Source organism: Glycomyces buryatensis, assembly GCF_004912275.1.
In the GTDB taxonomy this organism is placed as follows: Bacteria; Actinomycetota; Actinomycetes; order Mycobacteriales; family Micromonosporaceae; genus Glycomyces; species Glycomyces buryatensis.
Window position 1 is genome coordinate 67,820 of sequence record NZ_STGY01000010.1, and the last position, 20,804, is coordinate 88,623.

Annotated in this window: 19 protein-coding genes; 9 read left to right on the top strand and 10 right to left on the bottom strand. The window is 70.3% G+C overall.

Annotation, left to right across the window (positions count from 1 at the left end; translation table 11 throughout):
* Positions 1-108: 108 nt before the first annotated feature.
* Positions 109-861, top strand: a complete 753-nt coding sequence (locus tag FAB82_RS03925) for a WecB/TagA/CpsF family glycosyltransferase (RefSeq protein ID WP_246039438.1) — start codon at positions 109-111, stop codon at positions 859-861.
* Here the strand turns inward: FAB82_RS03925 and FAB82_RS03930 are convergent.
* From FAB82_RS03930 to FAB82_RS03955, 6 genes are all read right to left on the bottom strand, one after another.
* Positions 858-1,589, bottom strand: coding sequence for a class I SAM-dependent methyltransferase (locus FAB82_RS03930; protein WP_136533238.1), 732 nt, complete (start codon positions 1,587-1,589; stop codon positions 858-860). The two genes, FAB82_RS03925 and FAB82_RS03930, sit on opposite strands and share 4 nt — an antisense overlap.
* Before the next feature lie 22 nt (positions 1,590-1,611).
* Entirely contained in the window at positions 1,612-3,120 is a 1,509-nt protein-coding gene (locus tag FAB82_RS03935; protein WP_136533239.1) for a lipopolysaccharide biosynthesis protein, read from the bottom strand.
* Positions 3,117-4,025, bottom strand: a complete 909-nt coding sequence (locus FAB82_RS03940; protein WP_246039439.1) for a sulfotransferase family protein — start codon at positions 4,023-4,025, stop codon at positions 3,117-3,119. The genes FAB82_RS03935 and FAB82_RS03940 overlap by 4 nt, the downstream gene beginning before the upstream one ends.
* A gap of 194 nt (positions 4,026-4,219) precedes the next feature.
* The gene (locus FAB82_RS03945; protein ID WP_136533240.1) at positions 4,220-5,485 is read right to left on the bottom strand and encodes a hypothetical protein; all 1,266 of its coding nucleotides are present in this window, start codon (positions 5,483-5,485) and stop codon (positions 4,220-4,222) included.
* The gene (locus FAB82_RS03950) at positions 5,482-6,855 is read right to left on the bottom strand and encodes a hypothetical protein (protein ID WP_136533241.1); all 1,374 of its coding nucleotides are present in this window, start codon (positions 6,853-6,855) and stop codon (positions 5,482-5,484) included. The genes FAB82_RS03945 and FAB82_RS03950 overlap by 4 nt, the downstream gene beginning before the upstream one ends.
* Entirely contained in the window at positions 6,852-8,519 is a 1,668-nt protein-coding gene (locus tag FAB82_RS03955; protein WP_136533242.1) for a Wzz/FepE/Etk N-terminal domain-containing protein, read from the bottom strand. Before FAB82_RS03955 ends, FAB82_RS03950 begins: the two co-directional genes overlap by 4 nt.
* Positions 8,520-8,724: 205 nt before the next feature.
* Between FAB82_RS03955 and FAB82_RS03960 the strand changes: the two genes are divergently transcribed.
* Positions 8,725-10,494, top strand: a complete 1,770-nt coding sequence (locus FAB82_RS03960) for a glycoside hydrolase family 26 protein (RefSeq protein ID WP_136533243.1) — start codon at positions 8,725-8,727, stop codon at positions 10,492-10,494.
* Here FAB82_RS03960 and FAB82_RS03965 read toward each other — a convergent pair.
* The 3 genes from FAB82_RS03965 to FAB82_RS03975 are packed head-to-tail and all read right to left on the bottom strand — an operon-like array spanning position 10,465 to position 11,875.
* A complete protein-coding gene (locus tag FAB82_RS03965; RefSeq protein ID WP_136533244.1) occupies positions 10,465-11,094 on the bottom strand; it encodes a DNA-3-methyladenine glycosylase in 630 nt (209 codons plus the stop codon). The genes FAB82_RS03960 and FAB82_RS03965 overlap by 30 nt on opposite strands.
* On the bottom strand, positions 11,091-11,582 hold the full coding sequence (locus tag FAB82_RS03970) for a DUF3515 family protein (RefSeq protein WP_168801400.1): 492 nt from the start codon (positions 11,580-11,582) through the stop codon (positions 11,091-11,093). Before FAB82_RS03970 ends, FAB82_RS03965 begins: the two co-directional genes overlap by 4 nt.
* 59 nt (positions 11,583-11,641) lie before the next feature.
* A complete protein-coding gene (locus FAB82_RS03975; protein ID WP_136533246.1) occupies positions 11,642-11,875 on the bottom strand; it encodes an Lrp/AsnC ligand binding domain-containing protein in 234 nt (77 codons plus the stop codon).
* Between the two features lie 193 nt (positions 11,876-12,068).
* Between FAB82_RS03975 and FAB82_RS03980 the strand changes: the two genes are divergently transcribed.
* Positions 12,069-13,022, top strand: coding sequence for a thiamine-phosphate kinase (locus FAB82_RS03980; RefSeq protein ID WP_246039440.1), 954 nt, complete (start codon positions 12,069-12,071; stop codon positions 13,020-13,022).
* Positions 13,023-13,356: 334 nt separating this feature from the next.
* Here the strand turns inward: FAB82_RS03980 and rpmB are convergent, their stop codons facing one another.
* A complete protein-coding gene (gene rpmB, locus FAB82_RS03985) occupies positions 13,357-13,548 on the bottom strand; it encodes a 50S ribosomal protein L28 (RefSeq protein WP_026922383.1) in 192 nt (63 codons plus the stop codon).
* Positions 13,549-13,844: 296 nt separating this feature from the next.
* Here rpmB and FAB82_RS26865 point away from each other — a divergent pair, with 296 nt between their 5' ends.
* The 6 genes from FAB82_RS26865 (at position 13,845) to FAB82_RS04010 (ending at position 20,563) form a co-directional block, all read left to right on the top strand.
* Positions 13,845-14,996, top strand: a complete 1,152-nt coding sequence (locus tag FAB82_RS26865) for a hypothetical protein (RefSeq protein WP_168801401.1) — start codon at positions 13,845-13,847, stop codon at positions 14,994-14,996.
* A 116-nt stretch (positions 14,997-15,112) separates the two neighbouring features.
* Positions 15,113-16,726 (top strand): DAK2 domain-containing protein, encoded by a 1,614-nt coding sequence (locus tag FAB82_RS03990; protein ID WP_168801402.1) that lies wholly within the window; start codon positions 15,113-15,115, stop codon positions 16,724-16,726.
* Entirely contained in the window at positions 16,723-18,915 is a 2,193-nt protein-coding gene (gene recG / locus FAB82_RS03995) for an ATP-dependent DNA helicase RecG (RefSeq protein ID WP_136533249.1), read from the top strand. Before FAB82_RS03990 ends, recG begins: the two co-directional genes overlap by 4 nt.
* 30 nt (positions 18,916-18,945) lie before the next feature.
* Entirely contained in the window at positions 18,946-19,503 is a 558-nt protein-coding gene (rsmD, locus tag FAB82_RS04000; RefSeq protein ID WP_136533250.1) for a 16S rRNA (guanine(966)-N(2))-methyltransferase RsmD, read from the top strand.
* Positions 19,500-19,991 carry a pantetheine-phosphate adenylyltransferase gene (gene coaD / locus FAB82_RS04005; protein WP_211116356.1) on the top strand — a complete coding sequence of 164 codons (492 nt, stop codon included), beginning with the start codon at positions 19,500-19,502 and terminating at the stop codon, positions 19,989-19,991. The genes rsmD and coaD overlap by 4 nt, the downstream gene beginning before the upstream one ends.
* A gap of 62 nt (positions 19,992-20,053) precedes the next feature.
* A complete protein-coding gene (locus tag FAB82_RS04010; RefSeq protein WP_136533294.1) occupies positions 20,054-20,563 on the top strand; it encodes a hypothetical protein in 510 nt (169 codons plus the stop codon).
* The last annotated feature ends 241 nt before the right edge of the window (positions 20,564-20,804 follow it).

Genomic DNA, 20,804 nt, shown 5'->3' on the forward strand with positions numbered 1-20,804 from the left:
GAAAAATCCCGGAAAAAGCCGCACGGGTGTCTACCGTCAGTTGGCATGGAGCGCTTTGGCCCTTCGCGGCACCACCAGCCGCATGGCGACGCCCGCCGTCGAATTCGTTTGAGCGGCATAGGCATCGACCAAGTCACCGAACAGCAGGCGGTGGCTCGCGTCCTGGACGCGATCGATTCGGGGCGCGGCGGACAGATCGTCACCCCGAATGTGGACATCATGGCGGCGGCCAGGTGCAGCAGGGAACTTCGCACCATCATCGAGGCCTCGGACCTGGTGGTGGCCGATGGCGCGCCCCTGGTGTGGGCCTCGAAGCTGGCCGGGACGCCGCTGCCCGAGCGCGTCGCGGGCTCGGATCTGGTGTGGAGCCTTTCGGAGGCGGCGGCCGGACGTGGCCTGAAGGTCGCCCTGCTGGGCGGCACGCCCGACGGCGCGGCGCGTCCCACCGAGCGGGCCGCCGACCGCTTGGAGCGCCGCTATCCGGGTCTGAAGGTCGTCGGGGCCTGGTGCCCCCCAATGGGGTTCGACCGCGACGAGTCGCAGTGGCGGGCCCTGACCGACCGCTTCGACGCCGCCGCACCGGACCTGGTCTACGTCGGACTCGGCTTCCCCAAGCAGGAGCACGTGATGGTGCGGCTGCGGGCGACCGCGCCGCAGTCGTGGTTCCTCGGTTGCGGCGCCAGTATCGACTTCATTGCCGGTTACCGCCGCCGCGCCCCGAAGTGGATGCGCCGCAGCGGTACCGAGTGGCTGTTCCGTCTGTTGTCCGAGCCGCGGCGCCTGGCCGGCCGGTACCTGCTCAACGACATCCCCGAGGCCGTCAAGCTTCTGGCGGGCGCCGCCGGGCAGCGGCGCGGCTAACGCCGCCTGGCGATGTAGACGACGTCGGTGGCCCACTTCGAGAACGGGCTGGCGAGCGCGCCGTCGACCGCCTTCGCGGCGCCCGTCCAGGGCTTGCGGTAGCACCCCTGGGTGAACAGGGTGAAGCCCTGCATGCCGGCCAGTTCGTAGCCGTGCCGGTCGAACAGGTCGGTCATCTCCTGGTGCGAGAGCTCCTGGAACCAGGTGCTGGTGTCGAGGCGGCCGAACGTCTTGCGCAGGTGGCGCAGTGAGGACGCGTTGCCGTGGTTCTCCACCAGCAGGAATCCGGCGTCCGCGTCGGGCAGGGCCATCGAGGCGAAATCCATAAGCTGGTCCCGCAGTCCCGCGTCCACGTTGAGGACGAAGCGGAACGCGGTCACCAGCGCCGGGCGGCCCGGGACGGTCTGCGGGATCGCGGAGCCGGGGCCGACCAGGTGCGCGTGGCCGGGCGTCCCGAGCTCGCGGCCCTTGGCCAGCATCGCCTCTGATGTGTCGTAGCCGTGCGAGGCCGCCACCAGTCCCGCCAGCATGCGCGAGACCCGACCGGTGCCGCAGGCGAAGTCGTGGTGCACCGGCGGGGTCTGGAAGGCGCTCGGCACGAACCCGCGCAGCCATCCGGTCTGCCGTCCGGAGACGATGGACGAGAACGTCCCGGGCGCGTAGGTGCGCTCGGCGTACTTCTCGACCGCGGTCGGGTCTTGGAACACCTCGGTGTAGTTGCTGGCCACGAATTTCCCCTAGGTTGGAGTGTCAGATCCTGCGTCGGTAGCGCAGCAGCGCCACCGCCCACGCGATGCCCGCCGCCGCCAGCGCGGCGATCGTCCAGACGTCGCCGAGCAGGCCGGCAGCCAGCGGCAACGCCCCGAATCCGAGGCCGGTCACCACGAGCACCCGCCTGGTCAACGCCCCGAACGGATGGAGTCCGAAGGTCCGCCACAGCTGCGCGAGTGGAATCAGATTATTCACCAGAACCGCGGCCGACCATGCGATCGCCGCGCCGACGACGCCGAGCAAGGGAATCAACGTCAGGTTCAAGGCGACGTTAATGGCGAGTGAAACGGACACGTCGATCAGCTGCCACGAGGTGCGTCCGGCCATCGCCAGGATCGAGTCGACCACTCCGCACGCGGAGCTGCACATCATTGCCGGCACCAGGATCCACACCACGGTTCGGGCCGCCTCGGTGGCGTATTCGGCGCCGAACACCCGCAGGTACCAGTCGGCGCCGATGCCGACCGCGAGGTATACCGGCCAGGTCAAGGCCGCGATCCAGGCCGTCGACTCCTGGTAGAGCCGCTTCGCCGAGGCCGACTCCCCGGCGGCCATCGCGGCCGCCGCGCGCGGCTGGACGGCCTGGCCGACCGCCCCGGACGCCAACTGCCCCACGATGACGAAACGAGTGGCCACCGTGTACACGGCGGCCGGTCCGAGTCCGGCGAGCGCGGCCACCAGGATGATGTCCAGGCGCTGGAGGCCGAGCTGCGCCACGCCCGCGAAGGCGCGCGGCGCGGTGAAACCCCAGTACGCCCGCGCGCTCACCCGGTCGGGGAAGCCCGGGTCGCTCACCGTGGCGCGGTGGCCCCGGCGCAGGTACCAACCGGCCGCGATCGCGGCCGGAATGTACGGCAGCGACCAGGCCAGCGTCACCGTCAGCGCCGATGCGCTGCCGGCCATGGCGATCGCACCGAGCGCGACGAGCTGGGCCAGGGTGCGCCCGAACTTGTCGATGACGACGGTGGGGCCCATCTGCCGGTACCCTCGCGTGGCCGCCAGCAGTGCCTCCATCGCGACCGACGCGGGAATGAAGATCGCGACGAGCCGCACCAGGTCGGGGCGGGCGTGCATTTCGGCGGTCGCGAACAGGGCGATGGCGCAGGCCGTCGCGGCGATCGCGGCCGGCCACAGGCCGATGCGCAGGACCGAGCCGATGGCGGCGTCGCGGCCCGACTTCCGCAGCCGCGCCACCCAGTACACCAGGCCGGTCGGGGTCCCCAGCCGCGCGACCGCCGCTGCCAGCAGGAACACCGAGGTCACCGCGAAGAACGCCCCAGCCTCCGCCGGGGAGAGCGTCACCGCGACAAGCCAGGTGACTACCAGGCCGCCGAGCCCGGCGACTCCCGCGCCGACCAGGTTGACCAGGCCGCCGCGGGCGGTCCCGCGAATCTCCGAGAGCTCGGCGTCGGCGGGCCCGCCCTGGACCGGCACCAGCAGTTCCGGGGCCTCTGTGACCGACGCCCTAGCGGCGTCCGATGTGGTCACTGGACCGCCGAAGCGGTCTGCGACTGCCGCCAGCTCGGCACCGCCCCGAGCCAGTCGGCGAGCCGGTCGTCATACGGCGCAAAGTGGTCGGTCAGGTGCTCGCGCAGCGCCGGGGACATCGGGGAGGGCCGCCCGCGCGCATTGTGGCGCGCGAACGCGAACTCGCCGAGCCACGGCAGGCCGAGGAACCGCAGCACCCGCTCGAAGGCGTCATCGGGACGGGTGAAGAACTCGCCCGAGTCCAGCACCAGGAGCCGGTCGCGACCGACCTGCTGGGCAAGCGGCTCAAGGTAATCGGTGTACTGGCCGCGCGCGGTGTAGGCGTGGTGCTGATGGTCGAAGCTGTAGTGGCGCCCGTCGTGGCGCAGCCGCTCCTCGGTGCCGCGCAGCCTTCCGGGCTCGGCCTCGATGGCGGCGCCGAAGTCGGCGACGTCCTCGAACTCGCGCGCCACCTCGTGGGCGTGGTGCGACCAGGCCCGCTCGACGGGGTCGCGGACCAGCACGATCACCTTGACGCCGGGCAGGTCGCGGGCGAAGCGCTGCGCGGCCAGCGGGTGGTACAGGTAGTACGGGCTGGACTCGAAGCCGATGGGAGCCAGACCGGTGTGGTCGGCGGCGCGGCGGGCGACCGCCTTGGTGGGGAAGTGCGCCCGATACCACGACAGTCCCCGGTCATAGGCGGTGTCGAAGTAGTGGACGCCCTTGTGGCACACGGGTTTGAGCATGGCCGGGTGCTGGGCCAGGGCGCGGTAGAGGGAGGTGGTCCCGCAGCGCTGGCCGCCGCAGACGAGCAGGCCCGGGAGGATCCGCGAGGCCGACGTCATGCGCCCGTAGGCGCGGGTTGAATGGCCGACGGCGGCCTTGACGGGGGCGGGAACCCGCTCCCGCAATATTCGCTGAATCAATCGAAGCTCCTAACAGTCCAGTGCCCAGGTCGAAAGGCGCCTGGTCCCTTAAGTCAGCTCGCGCAATCGGACGCACGGCTTGTTCCCACGATGCCGTGGGTCCCGCGCTTTTTCGCGCCGCCGCGCGCTGCACGTTCCACGCTTCTCGCGCTGTCGTACGCCACGTTCTATTCTTTTTCGCGCTGTCGCGCGCCCTACTCTGTCTCGCGCTGCCGCGCGATATGCCGCAACAAGGTCGGCAGCAGCCACTTGCCAAGCGCGCCAAGGGCGGCACCGGCCTGTTCGGCCCGGTCGCTCATGTAGCGGGCGGCCAGGTCGACCAGGTACAGCAGCGCGGTCGGCTCCGCTTCGGAGGGCGCGACGCCCATGGGGGCGAGGACCGCCGGAGCGTTGGCCACCAGTTGCAGGACCGCCGTGGTCGGGTCGGCCGAGCGGGTCACGATGTCGTCCTGCAGCCGGTAGTGCACCGCGTCGAAGCCGTACGGCACGCCCGCCTCGAACCGTTCCAGGTCCCACAGGTAGACCACGTCGGCCGCTTCGCAGGTGTTCCACGGCGACCAGTCGCCGTGCCAACACCCGAAGGTCAGTTCCGTTGCCGCATACCGGTCCAGCAAGGTCGTCCCGGCCGCCACCAGCGTCTCGGCGTCGGGCTCACCCCGCTCGACGAGCTGCTTCAACCGCGTCCGCAGCCTGGCCGCGTAGTCCGATTCGCCCAGCGGCGAACGGTTCGTGCCGACCGCCTCGGCCAGTTCCCGCATGCCCTCGGCCCGCCGGGTCTCGCCGCACTCGACCGGTTCGGACCAGGCCGGAAGCGCCGACGTCACCATGAGATTGCAGCCCCGCCAGGTACCGGAGTGCAGCAATGTCGGCACCCGCAGGCGACGCAGGTCGCACAGCTCGCTGAGCCGGCGGGTCGCCGTCGTCTCGGCCTCGACCAGCTCTCGCGTGAGTGCATTGACGCCGAGCTTCGCGAACGCGACCGTCCGGGCCTCGCCGTCGAGGATCTGGAGCACCGGCTTCCGATTGGCCCTGGCCGGTCCGATATGGATGCTCAGGTGGACCTCGTGGCCGAGCACGGAGGCGAGGTGGTCGTCAATGCCTTCGGCGGAAGCCACCTGGATGCGGTGGGGCAGCAGGAGCCGGTCGAGGCCGAGGCGCAGCGCCCACACGGCGGCGTCCCGCTTGGCGCGGGCGCCGCGGGCGGCCGGGCGCGCATACCTCGCCAGTGCGCCGGCGGCGACCTTCCGGTCGGCGGCCGGGATGAGCACCCGCGGCTTGCGCCGGCCGGGCACCACAATGTACGGCCGCGTCTCGGTGGACGCCGGCGTGAACGGGACCAGCCCCGCCGATTCCTTCCCGGGCGCCGGCCGTTCCGGCCCCGGGTAGAGCTGGTCGATCACCTCTGCCAGGTAGGTCGCGCGGCGACTGAGGTCGTCGGCGGTCTTCAGGGCTCTGCTCATGGCTTCTCCGTGTTGGTTCCCGGTATCGCGGTTCTGTTTGCGGCGAGGAGGACGTAACTGAACAGGGTGAGCAGGAGGGGAGTGACGAGCGCGTTGTAGAAGAACATGGTGACCATCGACAGTCCGATGACCGCCGAGCCGGCGATGCCGATCGCCGAGTGGTCGGAGCGGTACCGCCACAACACGCTCAGGCCGAATCCGAGGTAGGCGATCGTCCCGGCCAGGCCGTGGGCGAACAGGACCTGCCACAGCTGGCCATTGCCGCCGAGGGTGCGTCCGCCGCAGCGGGGGCATTCGGGCGTGGGGCCCACCGCGATCGACTCACCCGAGCCGAGGGTCTTGCGGGTCGACCCGAAGCCGAGCACGGGGGAGTGGGCGAGGACGAGTTCGGTGGCGCGCTCGGAGGAGAATGCGCGGCCGTCGTCGGAGTGGCCGTTGTCCATGCGAGCCTGCACGACGGTTCCCAAGGGCGTCAGGGCGATCAGGAGGATGACGGCACCGCCCGCCCCGGCCAGCGCGAGCATCCCGCCGGGCCGTCCGGACACCAGCAGTCGCAGCGCGGCGAAGACGGCGATGGCGGCCAGGCCCAACCACAGACCGCGGTTCATCGAGTACACGGCCGGGACGAGCGAGACGCACAGCAGCGCGGTCGCGGCGAGTCGCCAGCGGGTGCGCAGCGGCAGGCAGAACGCGGCGACGACGAGCCACACGCCGGTGATGGCGAAGTTGTTGCCCCACGTGTTGGTGTAGCCCCAGGGCGCGGCCGGACGCGGTGTCTCGTACCCGAGGAAGTCCATGGTCTGGGCGGCGGCTGGGTGGACGAGGGACTTGACGAAGCCGTCGGCGGCGACCGCCTTGGGCAGGAGCGCCTCGACCGGTGAGGTGTATTCGAAGCCGCCCGCGAAGGTGCCGAGCAGTCCTCCGGCGACGGTGACGGCGAACAGCCACGCCAGGAGCCGGATGAGCCGCTCCTTCGGATAGCGGCCCTCGACGACGAGGTTGTAGGCCCACAGGGCGATCAAGGTGCAGCAGCAGTAGAAGCCGAGCCGGAAGGTCGCCCCGGGCAGCTGGGAGAACCAGTTTCCGGGGATGGTCCCGGGCGGGTCGACGCTGAGGTTGGCCAGGCTCAGGACGACGGCGAGGAGGAACAGCAGCCACCATCCGAACGAGGGCGGCACTGCGATGGAGCGGCGCCGCAGCAGCTTCACGGCGGCCACCGCGGCGACGAACGGGATGACGAGCACGCCCATGCCGAGCGCCCACCACAGGGGGAACGCCGCGAGCAGCCACGTCAGGTACCGGCCTTCGCGTTCGGAGTCGGGCCCGGTCTCCGCCCGGACGCGCGGGTGGAGCGGAGCGGTGAGGGTCATCGCGGTTCGGCGGCGCGCGCCGGCGCGGCCGCCTGAGTCGGACAGGATTCCTCCACGGCCTCAAGCGAATCGGTGGGAGTTTCGTCGGCGGAAACCTGCTCGCCCTGGGCTCCGGAGCGTCGAGCGGCGGGCAGGTCGAGCGAGCGGCTCTCGGGCAGCGGGACGTTGTTCAAGGGCCCGAGGACTGAGGGGAGCAGGACGGCCCCCAGCAGCGGGATGTCGATCTGGCGCATGGCGGTCGCGGCCGCGGCGGTCTCGCTGATGGAGTCGCGCTGGGACTGGACGGCGAGGATGACCGCGTCGGCGTGTCCGGCGAGGAGCTGGGCGTCGGCCGAGCAGGACAGCGGCGGGGCGTCGACGACGACGAACCGGCCGGCCTCGGCGAGCTTGGTGAAGGTCTCGGCGGCGGCCTCGCTGGTGGGCCCGGCGGCGCGGGCGGCCGCGCCGGGGCCGATGACGGTCAGGCTCGGTTGGCGGGGCGCGGCCCGCATGGTCTCGGACAGGTCCACGCGTCCCGACCACACGTCGGCCAGGCCGGGGACTGACTCGGTGCCGAACAGTTCGGGGAGTCCCACGGTGGTGGAGGGGTTGGCGGCGACGGTGGTGACGCGGTCGCCCGCGCGGGCCATGGCGGTGGCGAGGTTGGCGGCGACGACGCTGGCGGCCGGTCCGGGTGCGACCCCGGCGACGACCACGACGCGCTGGTCGTCGGTGAGCTGGGAGGCGATGACGTTGCGCAGCTGGGAGAAGACCCGGCCGCCGGGGCTGTAGGCGCCGAAGACCTCGCGGCGCTGGAACCGCACCGACTTGGGGACCGAGCCGAGCACGTCGAGCTCGCAGCGGTCGACCAGGTCGGTCGGATACCAGACCCGCCGGGCCAGGCGATGCCGCGCCCAGGCGAGCATGAGCCCGAGCGGCAGGCCGAGGCCGAGGGCGGCGGCGAGGTTGAACATCGCGTTGGGGGAGGTGGGGGACTCGGGCGCGACCGGGTCGTTGATGATGCGGCCGGGCGTGACGGCCTCCTGCTCGGCTTCGAGCCCGGAGATCTCGCCTTCGAGCTCACCGGACTGGCGCCGCAGTTCGTCCAGATCGGTCTCGATCGCGGTGCGGCGCGAGTCGCCCGAGTCGAGCCCGGCCAGTTCGGCCTCGAGCCCGGTGATGTCGTCGTTCAGCGAGTCGAGGCCGAGGCGCCCGGTGGCGATCGCATTGTCGAGCGAGGCCGTGGCCCCGTCGCGCCGATGGTCCAGATAGGCCTCGCTGAAGGCCGCGGCCCCGGCCTGGGCCGACTCAGGGTCGGCGCCACGGAAGTTGATCTCCAGCACCGAGGTGTTGGGCGGGACCGTCACCGAGACACGCCCGGCCAGTTTCGTCGCATCGGATTCGCCGAGGGCGTCGGCGGCGGCCTGCGCGACCTCGGTGGACTTCACCAGTTGGGCCTCGGTGTCCAGATTGACCTGTCCGGCCGTGCGGGCCCCGGCGACCGCGGTGTCGGTCGCGGTGGGCAGCACCAGGACCGCGGAGGTCGACTCGTACACTTTGGCGCTCATCGCGGTATAAGCGAGAGCGGCACCCAGCGCCAAGACCACCGATCCCACAATGAGCCACCAGGATCGGCGGGCGATGATGCCGTAGTCGGCGAGCGTGCGGGCGGCAGGGGTCCTCAACGCGAAGGCCTTTCTCGTTCACGGGATCTCGGTTGAGTAACGAGCCACCGCATGGAAAGGTGACGGGCCCGGGCCCGTGTCCGGAAAGTGTCAGTGCTTCGGGTGTTGTCAAAGTGGTCTTGGGGTAGTAGAAAGTAATTCATTCGCTATTATGGTGATTCGCGACATTTGAGCGTGTGTCACATAGGCTCCGCGGAGGTGCGACATGAACGAACCGACCAGGCAACCGGGACTTCCACTGCGGACGGGCCGGGGCATCGTCACGCTCATGGCGGCACTTCCGCTGGTACTGGCCGGATTCGTCATCGGCTACGGGACCGGCGTCGACCGCGCCCACACCACCGAGACCGTCCCCGAATCCTGGAGGGGCGGCGAGGGCACCGTCGACCACTCGCCCGTGGCCGCCACCTTCACCGCCACCAGCGTGAGCGAACCCGCCCCCGACGCGCCCACGGTCCTCCCCGTCGGACAGTCCGACGACCTGGGCATCAGCGTCACCCACCTCCAATTCGGACTGGACGAGTCCACGGTGCGTCCCGACCACACCGCCGAACTGCGCATGCCCGTCGCCCTCCCGCCCGATTCCGAAGGGATGATGCTGGAGGTCAGCTCCGTGCGCCCCGTCGACTGCCTGTGCTCGCTCACCGCCGAGAGCGCCCCGCCCTACGGCCGGGTCTGGGACGCCGTCCTCGTCGACTCCACGACCACCGAGATCGTCTTCGACATCTCCGGCGCCATCGACGCGCCCGGCTACCACGGCTTCGCGATCACCAGCCCCGACAACGACTCCTACCTCGAACTCCAGGGCACCACTGAGGAAGGCTCCGGCCCCAGACTGCGCACCATCTCCACCCCGGCCGCGGACCCATCGGCGAGCCCGCCCACGGACCCGCCCGCCAGCCCGTATGCCGATCCGACGGGCGAACCCACCCCGGTGCCCACCACGGATTCCACCTCCGGGCCCACTTCGGAGCCCACCGCCGGACCCGCCGGTCCCGGCATCCCCGAGGCCGGACAGGCCCAGGACAACCTCAACACCTGCACGACCGGCGACAAGCTGATCCCCACCTGCGGTGCCCTCGTCGGCGCCGCCGCCGGGGCCCACACCAGCCGCCCGAAGGAGCAGGCCTTCCTCGAATTCGAGCAGACCGTCGAGCGCACGCAGCAGATCTACCACGCCTACCAGCGCGGACAGGGTCAAGTGTTCCCCACGCCCGAGCAGATCGCGCTGGCCTCCGACCCGGTGCACCCGCGCACCCTGTTCATCAACTGGAAGCCCAGGGGAGCCACCTGGGGCGAGATCGCCGCCGGGGACGGCGACACCGACGCCTACCTCGATCAGCTTGCCGCGCACATCAATGCGAACTTCGACGCCGAATTCTTCCTCACCGTCCACCATGAACCCGAGAACGACGTCATCCAGAAGGCCGGATCGGGCATGGAGGCCTCCGATTACGCCGCGATGTTCCGCTACGTCACCGAATATCTGCGCGAAGCCGGAGTGGACAATGCCGTCATGGTCATGAACTACATGGGCTACCTGAAATGGGTCGAGAAGCCCTGGCATGACCAGCTCTACCCCGGAGACGACGTGGTCGACTGGATCGGACTCTCCGGCTATGGACAGTCCCTTGCGGACGACGGCTACTCGGACTTCACCGAGATCATCGACCAGACCACCGACGGCACCGCCTGGCCCGGCTTCTACCACTGGGTCGGCCAGACCCACCCGACGAAACCGATGATGCTCGCCGAATGGGGCGTCTTCCACGAATCGAAATACCCCGGCCACCAGGCGGCGGTGTTCAAGGCCGCCAAATACCAGCTGGCGCACTATCCACGGCTGAAGGCGATCGTCTACTTTGAATCGCCCAACGCCGAGGGCCGCAACTCGGAGGTCCATCTCCACCAGGACACCCTGGACGCCTACCGAGACCTGATGCGGTCACAGGCCTTCGCCGTGACGCTCGAGTAACGCCGCGGGCGGCGCCTTCGGGTGCCGCTTGTACGGCGAGACGTACCGGTCGTCGGCGATCCAGAACCGCCACGTGAGGTCGGCCGCCTTCGAGATCCCGGTCCGCGGCCCGGCCAGTACCGGCAACGCCGGCGAACCGGCGACGACCGATCCGACCAGGTCCGCTCCGTCGTCCGACCGGTCCCAGCCCAGCGCCTGCGCCAGGCGCGCCGGCCCGCGAGCCAGGTCCCGGAACGAGACCCGCTCGCCGCGACGCTCCCGCGCCGCCTCCGTGCCGGCGACGACCTCGCCGGCGCGCAGCAGCACCGCCGCACCCGCCCCGTCCGGGCCGCAGGACACGTTGGCGCAGAAGTGCATTCCATAGGTGAAATAGATATAGAGGAACCCGGGCGGCCCGAACATGACCGCCGTCCGAGCAGTCGGCCCACGGAAGGAATGCGAGGCCGGATCGTCCTGCCGGTACGCCTCGACCTCCGTCACGCGGATCGTCACGCCGTTCGCGGAGACCGTGCAGCCGAGCAGCTCAGGCGCCACCGCCAACGAATCTCGCGCGAAGAACGAACGGTCGAGCGCCGTCCCCGGCGCCGCACGCTCGGTCACGCGCACCCGGTCGGCGCGGTCTCGGCCGCCTTGACCTTCTCGGCGATGACGGTCGACAGATCATTGAGCACATCCGAGGGTTGCTCGAACTCCGCCGGGAACTCCACCGCGACCGGCACCTGCCGGTCCAGCGTCACCCACGACGAGCCGTCGCCGTTCTCCTCGCTGAACCAGCAGACGCCGTTCAGCTTGAACACCGGCGCCGTGTCCTCGATCTCGACCGCCGCGGCGCCGCACGTGGCCACCACCGCCGGATCGCCATAGGCCAGAACGAACTCCGAGGCGCGCTCGCCGCCCTCGACCGGGCGAGCGGGCAATTCGCCCGCGGTGTCAGGAGCCGTCGCCGTCAACGCCAGACAGATCACGGCGTCCTCGCCTTCGAGCGCGGGAACCTCGACGCTCACCGGCGTCAAGTCGGCCTCGGGCTCGGATTCCTCGGCGGTCGCCGTCATGAACTGGAACGCGAACACACCGGCCACCACCGCCACAGGCAGCGCCACCACGGTGGCAATGATCGCCGGAAGCCTCGACTTGCCCACGATGCTCCTCAGAGATCCAGAATCGAACAGGTCAGCGTGCGGGTAATACCCGCCACGCGCTGGACTCTACCGACCACGGCGTGCCCCAGCGCCTCGATGGTGGAGGCCTCGGTGAGCACTACCACGTCATACGGTCCGGTCACGGTGTCCACCCGGACCACGCCGTCGATCTTCGCGACATGCTCGGACACCTGCTGGGCCATCCCGACCTCGGTCTGGACCAGAATGTATGCCTGCACCATGCGACAGGCCTCCAAACGCCAACGGGCAGAAAAGGGACCGGCGGACGAAAAGCGACACCAGCGGATATGGACCGGCACCGAACGCCGTTGCGCGAACGGTGACACCGGTGGGCCTGACCGGTTCCCGAACGCCGTTGAGCGAAGATTACGCAGTGATGTGGAGACCGTCAACTGCCCGAGACTGGAACCAACCGTGAGCGAAACCGTCGCCGAAGTCGGCGAGTTCAGACTGATCGAGCGCTTCACCAGGCACTTCGTCACCACCGACGCCGTCGTGCTCGGACCCGGCGACGACGCCGCCGTCATCACCGCACCCGACGGGAGGGTCGTCGCCTGCACCGACATGCTCGTCGACGGGCGCCACTTCCGCCGCGACTGGTGCTCCGCGGCCGATGTCGGCCACAAGGCCGCCGCCGCGAACCTCGCCGACATCGCCTCGATGGGCGCCAGACCCACCGCGCTCCTCGTCGCCGTCTCGGCCCCCCAGGACCTGCCCGCCGAATGGCTCGAAGGACTCGCTTCCGGCCTGGCCACCGAGTCCGCCGGCTGCGGCGCGGCCGTCATCGGCGGTGACACCACTCGCGGCGAGCAGCTCACCGTCACCGTCACCGCCCTCGGCGACCTCGAAGGCCGCGCCCCGGTCACCAGGGGCGGGGCCAAGCCCGGCGACGTGCTGGCGCTCGCGGGCAAGATCGGCTGGTCCGCCGCTGGGCTGAACGTGCTCTCGCGCGGCTTCCGCTCTCCAGGCGCGCTGGTCGGGGCGTACCGGCGCCCGCAACCGCCCTATGCGGCAGGCCGTGACGCCGCCCTCATGGGGGTGCGGGCCATGATCGACATCTCTGACGGGCTCCTTGCCGACGTGGGACACCTGGCCAAGGCCTCAGGAGTCGCGATCGATGTGGACTCGGGCACGCTCGACATCCCCGAACCGATGGCCAACGCCGCCGAAGCACTCGGCGTCGAGGCACGCAAGTGGCTGCTGACAGGGGGAGAGGACCACGCGCTGGCGGCGGCATTCCCGTCGGATGTGCTGCTGCCGGAAGGCTGGCGCCGCGTCGGCACGATCGCGGCGGGCGCGGGAGTGACGGTCGACGGCAACCGCTGGACCGGCCCGACCGGCTGGGATCACTTCGGCGGAGCCGAATAGACGGCTCAGCAGCGGAGCTGAATAGAGGGGCTTAGTGGCGGAGCCGAATAGGGAGCGCAGTGGCGGTCGGGGCATACCGCTCCCGGGTGGGAGGGGAAGAAAGTACCTGCCCGCTGCCACGGTGCTCTCCGGGTGCGACAGTTCTCGGCCCTATTCGTGGCCGATGTATTGATCGTCACAGGATATTGGCACGAAAGAGAGCGCCGACGCATCACGGCGCGGTGGCCCATCGGGACGAGGCCGTGCCCGTCACGCGCCGCCGTATTTTGATACGACGAAACGCCGCCGGGCGACGCCCGGCGGCGTGAAGTCTTTGTGGCCTTGGGCCAGGTCCCTAGCGGGTCACCTTGTTGGCCTTGAGGCACGAGGTGCAGACCTTGGCGCGGCGCTTGTTATCGCCGGAGCCAGTCGCGATGCGAATGGTCTGCAGGTTCGGGTTCCAACGACGCTTGGTCTTCTTGTGGGACCACGGCACGTTGTTGCCGAAGCCAGGGCGCTTGCCGCAGACTTCACACACGCTCGACATAATCCAAAACTCCTGCGTTGACGTTCAAGGGGCCCGCCCCGACGGCGGGCAACCCGCTAATTCTAACGGACCTGACAGACACCCGACCATCCAGGTCGGAGGTCCTGCATCACAGCGAGCCGCCGGCCTCGATAGAAGCCCGTCCATCGGTCCTGCAAGGACGCTCGACGCACGCTCTGTACTGTGGCGGCTGCCGCGGACGGCTACGGTCGGTCACTCTAGGATGAGACGAGATCCCGTAGGCTAGCCGCATACAGTGATGTGCCGATGCCCATACTTCCGTTGGTGAGTCGATCATGAGCAACACCCCGCAGCCGCCTGCCGACGGCTGGCAGCCGCCGCCGCAGTCCCAGCCGCCGGTGTACCGGCCGAACGAGCAGCCCCCTGCCGAGGAACCGCCGCCCTGGTCCCCGGAGAGCCAGCATGTGCAGCAGTCGCCGATGAGCCAGCCGATGAGTCAGCAGCCCATGAGCCAGCCGATGCCCGTCGAGGATGTCGACGGCACCATCAAATACGGCGGCAATCCCAACCAGTCGCCGCCGCCGTTCGGTCCCCCGCCCGGCGTCCCGGTGTCCCCCTTCGACTCTCCAGGCCAGCACCCCGGGATGCCCGTGTCGGGCATGCCAGGAATGCCGGTCTCGGGTATGCCCGGCGCCGGGATGCCCGGAATGCCGGCCCCGGGAATGCCGCCCGTGTCCTCCGTCCCCGCTTCCGGGATGCCCGTCTCGCCCGGTCAGGGCCAGTTCGGCCCGCAGGGCGGCCAGCTCGCGCCCGTCTCGGGCCCGGCCGGCGGCCAGCAGCCCTGGGGAGGCGCCCAGCCGATCCAGCGCAAGAAGAAGGGCGGCGGCGGCAAGGGCCCGATGTGGCTCCTGCTCATCGGTGTCGTGGTCGTCGCGGCCGCGCTCGGCATCGGAGGCTTCATCGTCTTCAACCCGCTGGGAGACGAGCCGACCGACCCACCGACCGGCACTATCGAAACCCCGGCCGGGGCCGAACCCGTCCTGGTCAACGACGCCTCCGCCGGACTGAAGTTCGTCCTCAGCGGCGAGTCCGCCGAATGGGCCGAATCGACCGAGGTTCCCCCCGTGTTCGCCACCGGCAGCGGCCGCGCCAACGAGGACGGCACCGCCACCGCCTTCGTCGGCCAGCTCAATGCCGAAGCGCTCGGCGCCACCGAGGACTCGAAACTGGACGACCTGGGAGCGGCCTTCGACGCCGCGATCGCCGAAGGACTCGGCGGCGAGATCGACGGCGACGCCAATATCCAGAACTACTGGATCGACGCCCGCCAGGCCCAGTTCCACACCTTCACCGTCGGCGACACCACCGTCTACGCGGCCATCGTGCAGGCCGAAGGCGGCCTCGAAGGCTTCGTCGGCACCGCCCAGAGCGACGCGGCCGAAACGGTCGAGGCGGTCCGCAACTCCCTGCGCTACGGCGAGCTGTAAAGCATCGCCCGAACCATTCGCGTAAGCCGAGGGCCTGTCCGGCGCATCATGCCGGGCGGGCCTTTTCGGCACTGTGGGGTGCTGGACCCGCTCGCGCAGGCGTAGTCTCTGGGCCCGTGAGCGACATCCCAGAGCATGGCCGCCAAGTTCTCGACGCCGACGCGATGCGGCAGTGGGCCGCACGCGGCATCGAGACGCTGACCCGTCACCGCCGCGGCGTGGACGAGCTCAACGTCTTCCCCGTCGCCGACTCCGACACGGCGACCAATATGCTCGCCACCCTCCAGGCCGCCTTCCAGGGCGCGACGCCGGGCCTGACCCTGCCCGCTCTCATGGATGAGGCCGCCTCGCGAGCGCTCCTCGCCGCACGCGGGAACTCCGGAGTCATCCTCGCTCAGATGCTGCGCGGCCTCGCCGACGCCTGGACCGCCGCCGGGATCGACTCCAGGGGCTTCGCCGCCGGACTGCGCTCGGCCACCGACGCGGCCACCGCCGCGGTCGCCGTGCCCACCGCCGGCACGATCCTCACCGTCGCCGAGACCGCCGCCAGCGCCGCCGCGAAGGCCGCCCCGTTCGGACTCGTCTCGGCAGCCCGTGCGGCCGCCGAAGCCGCCGCCGATGCCGTCGCGGCCACGCCGGGGCAGTTGCCAGCGCTGGCCCGGGCCGGGGTGGTGGACGCGGGCGGCATGGCCCTGGCGCTGCTGCTGGAGGCCCTGGTGGAGACCTTGACCGGCTCGGTGTCGACCGGTGCGCTGGATCTGCTGGAGCGCCACCGCAACCGCTCCGGGGCGCAAGTCGAAGAGGTGCCGCGCGAGACCGGCTCCGAAGCGTTCGACTACGAGGTCCAGTACCTGCTCGAATCAGATGCCGAGCGGGCCTCGGAACTGCGGCACCGGCTGATCGAGCTGGGCGACTCGGTGGTCATCATCGGTTCGCGCGCGGCCAAGTCCGTCACCACGTTCAACGTCCACGTGCACGTCAATGACATCGGCGCGGCGATCGAGGCCGGGATCGAGCGGGGCCGGGTCCACCGGATCTCGGTGACCCGCTTCGACGACGCCTATTCGCGCCACCACGGCGGCCCGGCCTCTGGCCACGAGGAGGCCGGCCCCTTCACGCTCCAGCGGGCCGTGGCCGCCGTGACCTCCCTGCCGCAGCTGCGCGGCCTGCTCGAATCCGAGGGCTGCCCGGTCGCCGCCACCGCGAGCCCCGACGACGTGCTCGCGGCGATCCGCGCCGGGGGAGGCCCGAACGCGGTCGTGCTCGTGGACGATCCGGCCGCGCTCGACGCGGTCCGTGAGGCCGTCGGCGCGGCCCGGCGCGACGGCTACCGGGTCGCGGTCATCCCGACCGGTTCGATCATGCAGAGCCTGGCCGCGTTCGCCGTCCACGACGCCGAGCGGCCCTTCGACGACGACGTCATCGCCATGGCCGAGGCGGCCGCCTCCTGCCGCACCGGCGAGGTCCGATTCGACGGAGGCACGGTCCTGGGCCTGGTCGACGGCGACGTCATCCACACCGGCACCGACCCGGCCGTGGCCGCCCTCGACCTGGTCGACCGGCTCTGCTCGGCCGGCGCCGAACTCGTCACCGTCCTGGCCGGCTCCGGGTCGGACGCCGAAACTGTCACAGCCCTGAGCGATCATGTTCGAAGGGCGTGGCCGCTGGTGGAACTCCAGCAGCTGCCCGCCGGCCAAGACGAACCGCTGATTCTCATTGGAGCAGAATGACCGTCGGACTGGAGACCCGGCTGCGCGACGCCGTGGGCGCCAAGACCGCCGCCGCGCTGACGGACGGCCTCGGCCTGGAGACGGTCGGAGACCTGCTGGGGCACTACCCGTTCCGCTATGCCCAGCGCGGCGAGCAGACCGACCTGGGCGCGCTTCAGGTCGGCGAGGACGTCACTGTTTTCGCGCAGGTCAAGGCCGCCTTCACCAAGCAGACGCGGCCGCGTCCGGGCAAGCGGCCCGGGAGCCTGCTGGAGGTCGTCGTCGCCGACGAGGCCGGGCGCACCCTCGCCCTCACGTACTTCAACCAGGCTTGGCGCGCAAAGGAACTCAAGGTAGGACGCTGGGGCCTGTTCGCCGGCCGGGTGGGCCAGTTCCGCGGCCGCCTCCAACTGAACTCGCCGCAGTCGCGGATGCTCGCCGGAGACGGAGTCGATGAAGCCGACGCCGTCGAGGAGTTCGCCGGGGCACTCATCCCCGTCTACCCCGCCACCGCCGACCTTCCGACCTGGAACATCGCCAAGGCCGTCCGGACCGTGCTCGACCTCGTCGGTAGGCCGGATGACCCGCTCCCGTCGGCCATCCGGTCCCGGCAGCACCTCACCGACTACGCCACGGCGCTGCGCCAGATCCACCGCCCCGAATCCTTCGGATCGCTCGGCGCCGCCAAGAAACGCCTCAAATGGCAAGAGGCCCTGGTCATGCAGGCCGCGCTAGTGCGCCGCAAGGCCGAATCCGCGCAGGAGCAGGCCACGCCCCGCCCCACGGGCGGCGCGATCCTCGCGGCCTTCGACGCCGCCCTCCCCTTCGAACTCACCGGCGGGCAGCGCCAGGTGGGGGAGGAGATCGCGACCGAACTCGCCGCCACACATCCGATGCACCGGCTCCTCCAGGGCGACGTCGGCTCCGGCAAGACCCTGGTGGCGCTGCGCGCCATGCTCCAGGTCGTCGCCGACGGCGGCCAGGCCGCGCTCCTGGCACCCACCGAAGTCCTGGCCGCCCAACACCACCGCTCCATCGTCGAAGCGCTCGGCGACCTCGCCAGCGGCGGCGAGCTCGGCGCCTCGCCCGAGGCGACCCGGGTTGCGCTCCTAACCGGATCGGCCACCGCCGCCCAGCGCCGCTCCACCCTGGAAGAAGTGCGGTCCGGGGTCGCGGGAATCGTCATCGGCACCCACGCCCTCCTCTACGACGGCGTCGACTTCGCCGACCTCGGCCTGGTCGTCGTGGACGAACAGCACCGCTTCGGCGTCGAGCAGCGGGACGTCCTGCGCGCCAAGGCGCAGCGGCCCCCGCACACCCTCGTCATGACCGCCACCCCCATCCCGAGGACGGTCGCCATGACCGTCTACGGCGACCTGGAGACCAGCCGCCTCACCGAGCTCCCCGCCGGGCGCACGCCCATCGCCACCCACGTCGTCCCCTACACCGACCAGCGGTGGATGTCGCGCGCCTGGGCCCGCGTCCGCGAGGAGGCCGCCGCCGGCCGCCAGGCCTATGTGGTGTGTCCCCGCGTCGGCGGAGCCGACCAGGAGAATGGCGGTGATGGCGAGAACGGCGACGCCGGGACCGACGACAAGCGCCCTCCCCTCGCCGTCGTGGACGTCATCGAGGAGCTGCGGAACGGGCCGCTCAGCGAGCTGCGCCTGGGCCTGCTCCACGGCCGCCTCGACGCCGACGAGAAGGACCGCGTTATGCGCGCCTACGCCGCCGGACAGCTCGACGTCCTCGTCGCCACCACCGTCATCGAGGTCGGCGTCAACGTCCCCAATGCCACCGCGATGGTCGTCCTCGACGCCGAGCGCTTCGGCATCTCGCAGCTCCACCAGCTGCGCGGCCGCGTCGGACGAGGCGAACACCCCGGCCTGTGCCTGCTGGTCAGCGAAGTCGCCGAGGGCACCAGCTCGCGGGAACGGCTCGACGCGGTCGCCTCGACCACCGACGGCTTCGCGCTGGCGGAGCTCGACTTGGAGCAGCGCCGGGAGGGCGACGTGCTCGGCGCGGCCCAGTCGGGCACCAAATCGCACGTGAAGCTGCTCTCGCTCCTGCACGACGTCGACATCATCGAGGCCGCCCGGCAGGACGCCATGGCCATGATCGTCGCCGACCCGGACCTGAAGGGCGAACCGGCCTTCGCGGCCTTGGTCGACGATCTCGCAGCCGACCGAGGTGAATTCTTGGAGAAGGGATAATCGGCCGCCCTGGGTTAGAGTGGTGATCCCATGACTAGGATCATCGCCGGCGCCCTCAAGGGCCGCCGCCTCGCCACGCCATCGGGGGACCGCACCAGGCCCACCTCCGATCGGGTCCGCGAAGCGCTGTTCAACTCGCTCGCCCCCGGCGGGGACCTCCAAGGTCTCCGCTTCGCCGACCTCTACGCCGGTTCCGGCGCGGTCGGCCTGGAGGCGATCTCGCGCGGGGCCGAACACGCGCTCTTCGTGGAGTCCCACGCCCTCACCGCGAAGCTCTTGCGGCGCAATATCGCCGAGCTCGACGTCGACAACGCGGATGTGATCTGCGCCCCTGTCGAAAAGGCGCTCGCCACGCCCCCGGACGAGCCCTACGACATCGTCTTCGCCGACCCGCCCTACGCCGTCACCGACGCCGCCGTCGCCGCGTTCCTCGAGGCGCTGGTCGAGCATGGCTGGCTCGCTCCCGACGCCGACCTGGTGGTCGAGCGCGCCGGGCGCGACGCGAGCGTGCCGTGGCCGCCGAAGATCGCAGAAGACCGCGTCCGCCGATACGGCACCACCGCTCTTTGCTACGGTCACCGGCTGTGAAACCTGAAGCTCGCCATGCCGTCTGTCCCGGTTCATTCGATCCGGTGACCTACGGTCATCTCGACATCTTCGGCCGCGCATGCCAGCTGTACGATGAGGTGTGGGTCGCGGTCTTCCACAACGCTTCCAAGAACGCGCTGTTCAGCGTCGAGGAACGAGTGGAGCTCCTTCGCGAGACCACCGCGGACTTGACGAACGTGAAGATCGCGTCCTTCCAAGGCCTGACCGTCGACTTCTGTCAGAAGCACGGTGCCGGCGTGATCGTCAGGGGCGTCCGCGCCGCCTCGGACTTCGACTACGAACTGCAGATGGCCCAGATGAACTACGGAATGGGAGGCATCGAGACGGTGTTCATCCCGACCAACCCCCTGTACTCCTTCCTGTCCTCTTCGATGGTCAAGGACGTGGCGAAATGGGGCGGCGACGTCTCGCCGCACGTGCCGCCCGTCGTCCAATCCCGACTGATCGAGCGTTTGCGGCAGGATTGACCACGTTTCAAACCCCAATACGGGACAATAGTCCCATGACAGACATTGACGGGAGCAAATCGGTGGGTGCGCTCGACAGGATCGAAGAGATCATTGCCTATGTGGAGGCCGCGAAGGCGGTCCCCATGTCCCGCGCGTGCAAAGTGGACCGCGCCGAGCTGATCGCCATGCTCGAAGAGCTCCAAAGCGAGCTCCCCGGCGACATCCGCCGGGCCGAGGCGATGCTCCAGGAACGGGACAAGATCATCGAGGCCGGCGAGCGCGAGGCCGAGCGGATCATCACCGAGGGCGAGTCCGAGCACGCACGGCTGGTGTCGCGCCACGAGGTCACGGTCTCCGCCGAGCACGAGGGCAACCGCATCATCAACGAGGCCCGCGGCGAGGCGCAGCGCCTGCGCGACGAGGTCGACGAGTACGTCGACACCACCCTCGCCAACTTCGAGCAGTTCCTGCAGCGCGCCCTCTCGGGCGTCGAGCGCGGCCGCGACAAGATGCACACCCTCCGGGAGATCGGCACCTTCGCCCCGCAGCAGGAAGAGCACGAGGACGAGAAACCCCTCCCGCAGATCTGACGAGGCCGCGCGGGAAGGCCGAGGCCGGCCCGCGCCGTCCCGGACGACAGTGCGGGACCGGGGTATCGCGTCGGCCCCTGCCCAAGCCGCGATCGCCCGAGCGAAACGCGGCCGGATTCACCCCCGCGAGGCGTGCGTTCCATCCCCGCCGCCCGGCGGGCGCGACCCGCGTTTCACCCGCCGTACCTCGATGGATGGCGCCATTCAGGCTGATGTAACATTGTCGGTCGGCCTCATTCGA

Excerpts from the sequence above, each read along its gene's own strand:
- FAB82_RS03945 (WP_136533240.1), bottom strand. The coding sequence starts at position 5,485 with ATGAGCAGAGCCCTGAAGACCGCCGACGACCTCAGTCGCCGCGCGACC.
- FAB82_RS03950 (WP_136533241.1), bottom strand. The coding sequence starts at position 6,855 with ATGACCCTCACCGCTCCGCTCCACCCGCGCGTCCGGGCGGAGACCGGG.
- FAB82_RS03960 (WP_136533243.1), top strand. The coding sequence starts at position 8,725 with ATGAACGAACCGACCAGGCAACCGGGACTTCCACTGCGGACGGGCCGG.
- FAB82_RS03975 (WP_136533246.1), bottom strand. The coding sequence starts at position 11,875 with ATGGTGCAGGCATACATTCTGGTCCAGACCGAGGTCGGGATGGCCCAG.
- rpmB (WP_026922383.1), bottom strand. The coding sequence starts at position 13,548 with ATGTCGAGCGTGTGTGAAGTCTGCGGCAAGCGCCCTGGCTTCGGCAAC.
- FAB82_RS26865 (WP_168801401.1), top strand. The coding sequence starts at position 13,845 with ATGAGCAACACCCCGCAGCCGCCTGCCGACGGCTGGCAGCCGCCGCCG.
- recG (WP_136533249.1), top strand. The coding sequence starts at position 16,723 with ATGACCGTCGGACTGGAGACCCGGCTGCGCGACGCCGTGGGCGCCAAG.
- rsmD (WP_136533250.1), top strand. The coding sequence starts at position 18,946 with ATGACTAGGATCATCGCCGGCGCCCTCAAGGGCCGCCGCCTCGCCACG.